7 protein-coding genes are annotated in these 4535 nt (G+C 66.4%); 6 read left to right on the plus strand and 1 reads right to left on the minus strand.

The window, feature by feature from the left end:
- Positions 1–268 (minus strand): GntR family transcriptional regulator (locus tag IC66_RS0134135; RefSeq protein WP_038950661.1); only part of this gene is annotated, 268 nt, incomplete at its 3' end.
- A gap of 117 nt (positions 269–385) precedes the next feature.
- Here IC66_RS0134135 and phnG point away from each other — a divergent pair.
- From phnG to IC66_RS0134165, 6 genes are all read left to right on the plus strand, one after another.
- Positions 386–850, plus strand: coding sequence for a phosphonate C-P lyase system protein PhnG (gene phnG, locus IC66_RS0134140; RefSeq protein WP_028140769.1), 465 nt, complete (start codon positions 386–388; stop codon positions 848–850).
- A gap of 4 nt (positions 851–854) precedes the next feature.
- Positions 855–1463 carry a phosphonate C-P lyase system protein PhnH gene (gene phnH, locus IC66_RS0134145; protein ID WP_038950662.1) on the plus strand — a complete coding sequence of 203 codons (609 nt, stop codon included), beginning with the start codon at positions 855–857 and terminating at the stop codon, positions 1461–1463.
- A gap of 4 nt (positions 1464–1467) precedes the next feature.
- Positions 1468–2571, plus strand: a complete 1104-nt coding sequence (locus tag IC66_RS0134150; protein WP_038950663.1) for a carbon-phosphorus lyase complex subunit PhnI — start codon at positions 1468–1470, stop codon at positions 2569–2571.
- On the plus strand, positions 2568–3464 hold the full coding sequence (locus IC66_RS0134155; protein ID WP_028140766.1) for an alpha-D-ribose 1-methylphosphonate 5-phosphate C-P-lyase PhnJ: 897 nt from the start codon (positions 2568–2570) through the stop codon (positions 3462–3464). The genes IC66_RS0134150 and IC66_RS0134155 overlap by 4 nt, the downstream gene beginning before the upstream one ends.
- Positions 3457–4254 carry a phosphonate C-P lyase system protein PhnK gene (gene phnK, locus IC66_RS0134160; protein ID WP_038950664.1) on the plus strand — a complete coding sequence of 266 codons (798 nt, stop codon included), beginning with the start codon at positions 3457–3459 and terminating at the stop codon, positions 4252–4254. The genes IC66_RS0134155 and phnK overlap by 8 nt, the downstream gene beginning before the upstream one ends.
- An 8-nt stretch (positions 4255–4262) precedes the next feature.
- Positions 4263–4535 (plus strand): ATP-binding cassette domain-containing protein (locus tag IC66_RS0134165; protein ID WP_162131353.1); only part of this gene is annotated, 273 nt, incomplete at its 3' end.

A 4535-nucleotide genomic window follows, 5' to 3' on the forward strand; every position in this document is an offset into this window, starting at 1 on the left:
GGGTGCGTGAGCGCAGGGGATAAGCGAGCTTCTGTGCCTCGACATAGGTTCCGCTGCCGCGCTCGGCGCGCACGAGGCCGCGCTCGGCAAGGGCTGCCAGCGCGCGCCGCACGGTGTGGCGGTTCACCCGATAGGTTTCGGCGATTTCCATCTCGCCCGGCAATTTGTCGCCGGCCGCGAAGCGGCCATCGGCGATGCCGCGCTCGATGCCGTCGGCAACGAGGCGCCATAGCGCGACGCCCGAGGAGGCGGTGCCCTGCATGCTCATGTTGCGGCAACCTACTCCAGAAATCACAGCTTTGTCACGAAACAGTCATGGCGCTCCCGTATGAAGTTGTCTATTATCATAGACAACTTCGATGCGGCAAGTTCTGTCAGAGGTTCGGTGGATCAGGTGACCCAGCACAACAACCAGCAAGCCCAGCGTCAGGCCGCCATGGCCGTGCTGGCGCACGCGGAGGCGGGCGAGATCGCCGCCCGCCTCCGCAACTTGGCTGTCCCGGCCCATCAGGATTTGCGTGCGCCCGAAAACGGCCTCGTCATGCTGCGTGGCCGGGTCGGCGGCGACGGCGCGCCCTTCAATCTCGGCGAAGCCACGGTGTCGCGCGCCGCGGTCCGGCTGGCGAGCGGCGAGGTCGGGTTCGGCTACACGCTCGGGCGCGACGGCGAGAAAGCGCGGCTGATCGCACTGTGTGACGCGCTGGCGCAGTCGCGGGATTTTGGCGCGTCGGTGGAGCGGGATGTAATCGCGCCGTTGCGTGAGCAGCTTATGATTCGCCGGAAGCAGGCGGCGGCCGAGACCGCCGCGACGAAGGTTGATTTCTACACCATGGTGCGCGGTGAGGGTTGAGGCCATGACCACGATTGCGGAATTGCCGCCCGGTTTCGCCGACAAGGTGCTGTCGGCGCAATCGACCTTTCGCTCGGTGATGGACGCGATGGCGCGGCCGGGCTCGGTCCAGCGCATCGTGCCGATGGCTGGCAAGCCGGAAACGATGATGCGCGGCACCGCCGCGATCGCGCTGACGCTGTTCGACCACGACACGCCGCTCTGGCTCGAGGCGCGGATGGCGGAGAGCCCGGACGTGGTGAAATGGCTGAAGTTCCACACCGGCGCGCCGGTGGTGCAGGATTCCTCCATCGCGAGCTTTGCGCTGATCAGTGACGGCGGTGCGCTGCCGCCGCTCGAACGCTTCGCGCTCGGCACCAGCGAATATCCGGATCGGTCCACCACATTGATCCTCCAGGTCGACAGCCTCGACGCAGGACGCAGCTTCGAGCTGCGCGGTCCCGGCATCGACGGCGCCGCGATGCTCCAGGCGTCGGTCAAGCCGTTCGATCTGTTCGAGCGCCTGCGCGTCAACGAAGCACTGTTTCCGCGCGGCATCGATGTGGTGCTGGTCGCCGATGACGCCGTGGCCGCGATCCCCCGCACCACGCGCATCGTGAGCAAGGGAAGCTAGAAGCATGTATGTCGCAGTCAAAGGCGGCGAACGCGCCATCGAGAACGCCCATCGCTTGCTCGCAGATAAGCGGCGCGGCGACCGAGGCGTTCCGGAGCTCACGCTCGACCAGATCTCGGAGCAGCTTGGGCTGGCCGTCGACCGTGTCATGAGCGAAGGCTCGCTCTATGATCGCGAGCTCGCGGCGCTCGCGATCAAGCAGGCGCGCGGCGACCTGATCGAGGCGATCTTCCTGGTTCGCGCCTTCCGCGCCACGATGCCGCGTTTCGGCGCCAGCGAGCCGGTCGACACCGGCGCGATGCGGGTGCAGCGGCGGGTGTCCTCGACCTTCAAGGACATTCCGGGCGGCCAGATCCTCGGGCCGACCTTCGACTACACCCACCGCCTGCTCGATCCCGCGCTCGCGCAAGGCTTTGTGCCGGAGGTTCCGGCAACGGCGGAAGCGTCCACTGCGCCGACCCCCCGCGTGACCGACATTCTCGGCCGCGACGGGCTGATCGAATCCTCGCCGCAGGCCGAAGACGGCGCCAGCGTCGGCGATCTCACCCGCGAGCCGCTGAATTTTCCGGCGGACCGCGATCTGCGCCTGCAAAACCTCGCGCGCGGCGACGAAGGTTTCCTGCTGGCGATGGGCTATTCCACCCAGCGCGGCTATGGCCGCAACCATCCTTTCGCGGGCGAGATCCGCTTCGGCGAGGTCGAGGTGGAATTCCTGGCGGACGACGTCGGCTTCGCCGTGCCGCTCGGCGCGATCGAGCTCACGGAGTGCCAGATGGTCAACCAGTTCAAGGGCTCCGCGACGGAAGCGCCGTGCTTCACCCGCGGCTATGGCCTCGCCTTCGGCCAGAGCGAGCGCAAGACGATGTCGATGGCGCTGGTCGATCGCGCGCTACGCGCCCGCGAGCTCGGCGAGGAGGCACTCGCCCCCGCGCAAGATGAAGAATTCGTGATGTCGCATTCGGACAACGTCCAGGCCACCGGCTTTGTCGAGCATCTGAAGCTGCCGCATTATGTCGACTTCCAGTCCGAGCTCGGCCTGCTCCGCAAGCTGCGCCAAGAATTTTCCGATGCCCAGGCGCCTGACGCCATGAAGGAGGCCGCGGAATGAACGCGCCCGCCTACAATTTCGCCTATCTCGACGAGCAGACCAAGCGGATGATCCGCCGCGCGATCCTGAAGGCGATCGCCATTCCCGGCTATCAGGTGCCGTTCGCCAGCCGCGAGATGCCGATGCCCTATGGCTGGGGCACCGGCGGCGTGCAGGTCACCGCTGCGATCCTCGGTCCCGCCGACGTGCTGAAGGTGATCGACCAGGGCTCCGACGACACCACCAACGCGATCTCGATCCGAAAATTCTTCGCCAAGACCGCCGGCGTCGCCACGACCACGGCGACGGATGAGGCGACCGTGATCCAGACCCGCCACCGCATCCCCGAGGCGACGCTGCACGCAGACCAGGTGCTGGTCTATCAGGTGCCGATCCCGGAGCCGTTGCGCTTCCTCGAGCCGCGCGAGACCGAGACGCGGCGCATGCATGCGCTGGCCGAATACGGCCTGATGCATGTGAAGCTCTATGAGGACATCGCCCGCTTCGGTCACATCGCCACCGCCTACGCCTATCCGGTCAAGGTCAATGCGCGCTATGTGATGGATCCGTCGCCGACGCCGAAATTCGACAATCCCAAGATGGACAATTGCCCGGCGTTGCAATTGTTCGGCGCCGGCCGCGAGAAGCGCATCTATGCGATCCCGCCTTATACGCAGGTGGTGTCGCTCGATTTCGAGGATCACCCGTTCGAACCCTACCGCTTCAACGCGCCCTGCGCGCTGTGCGGCGCGGAGAATTCCTATCTCGACGAGATCGTCACCGACGACAAGGGCGGACGGATGTTCGTGTGCTCGGACACCGATTATTGCGAGGGCCGTCAGGCCGCCGGCCATCACGGCAGCCTCAGTGCCGCGCCGTACAAGGAGAAGGCGCAAGGAGGCACCAATGGTTGATCAGGCCGCGCTCGAAAACGACCAGCCGCTGCTGGTCGCGACCTCCCTCAGCAAATCCTTCGGCCGCATCGCCGCCTGCCGCGACGTCTCCTTCTCGCTCTATCCCGGCGAGGTGCTGGCGATCGTCGGCGAATCAGGTTCGGGCAAGTCGACGCTGCTGCAACTGCTGTCGGGCCAGCTTGCGGCCAGCGGCGGCCATGTGTCCTATCGGATGCGCGACGGTGTCGCCCGCGATCTCGCCTCGCTCGGCGAAGCCGAGCGGCGCTTCCTGTACCGCACCGACTGGGGTTTTGTGCATCAGGATCCCGCCCAGGGCTTGCGCATGGCGGTCTCGGCCGGCGCCAATGTCGGCGAGCGGCTGATGGCGGTGGGGTGGAATCACTATGGCCGCATCCGCGAGACTGCCTCCGACTGGCTCACCCGCGTCGAGATCGACACCGCGCGCATCGACGATGCGCCGCGCACCTATTCCGGCGGCATGCGCCAGCGCCTCCAGATCGCGCGCAACCTCGTCACCGAGCCGCGGCTGGTGTTCATGGACGAGCCGACCGGCGGCCTCGACGTGTCCGTGCAGGCGCGCCTGCTCGACCTCCTGCGCAGCCTCGTCGCCGAGCTGCATCTCGCCGTCATCATCGTCACCCATGACCTCGCGGTCGCGCGGCTCTTGTCGCACCGCGTGATGGTGATGAAGGGCGGCCGCGTCATCGAGACCGGTCTCACCGATCAGGTGCTCGACGATCCCCGCGAGCCCTATACGCAACTCCTCGTCTCCTCGATTCTGCCGCCATGAGATTTCCGATGACCGCCATGATCGACGTTGCGAACGCCAACAAGACCTTCACCATGCACCTGCAGGGCGGCATCGAATTGCCGGTCGTCAGCGGCGTGACCTTCCAGGTCAATCCGGGCGAGTGCGTCGTGCTCTCCGGGCCATCCGGCGCCGGCAAGTCCTCGATCCTGAAAATGATCTTCGGCAACTACCGCTGCGATAGCGGCCGCATCGGCATCCGCCATCGAGGCGCGGTGATTGATCTGGCCAGCGCCGAGCCGCGGCAGATCCTCAACGTCCGC

Source organism: Bradyrhizobium genomosp. III (assembly GCF_000261705.1).
GTDB lineage: Bacteria > Pseudomonadota > Alphaproteobacteria > Rhizobiales > Xanthobacteraceae > Bradyrhizobium > Bradyrhizobium ottawaense.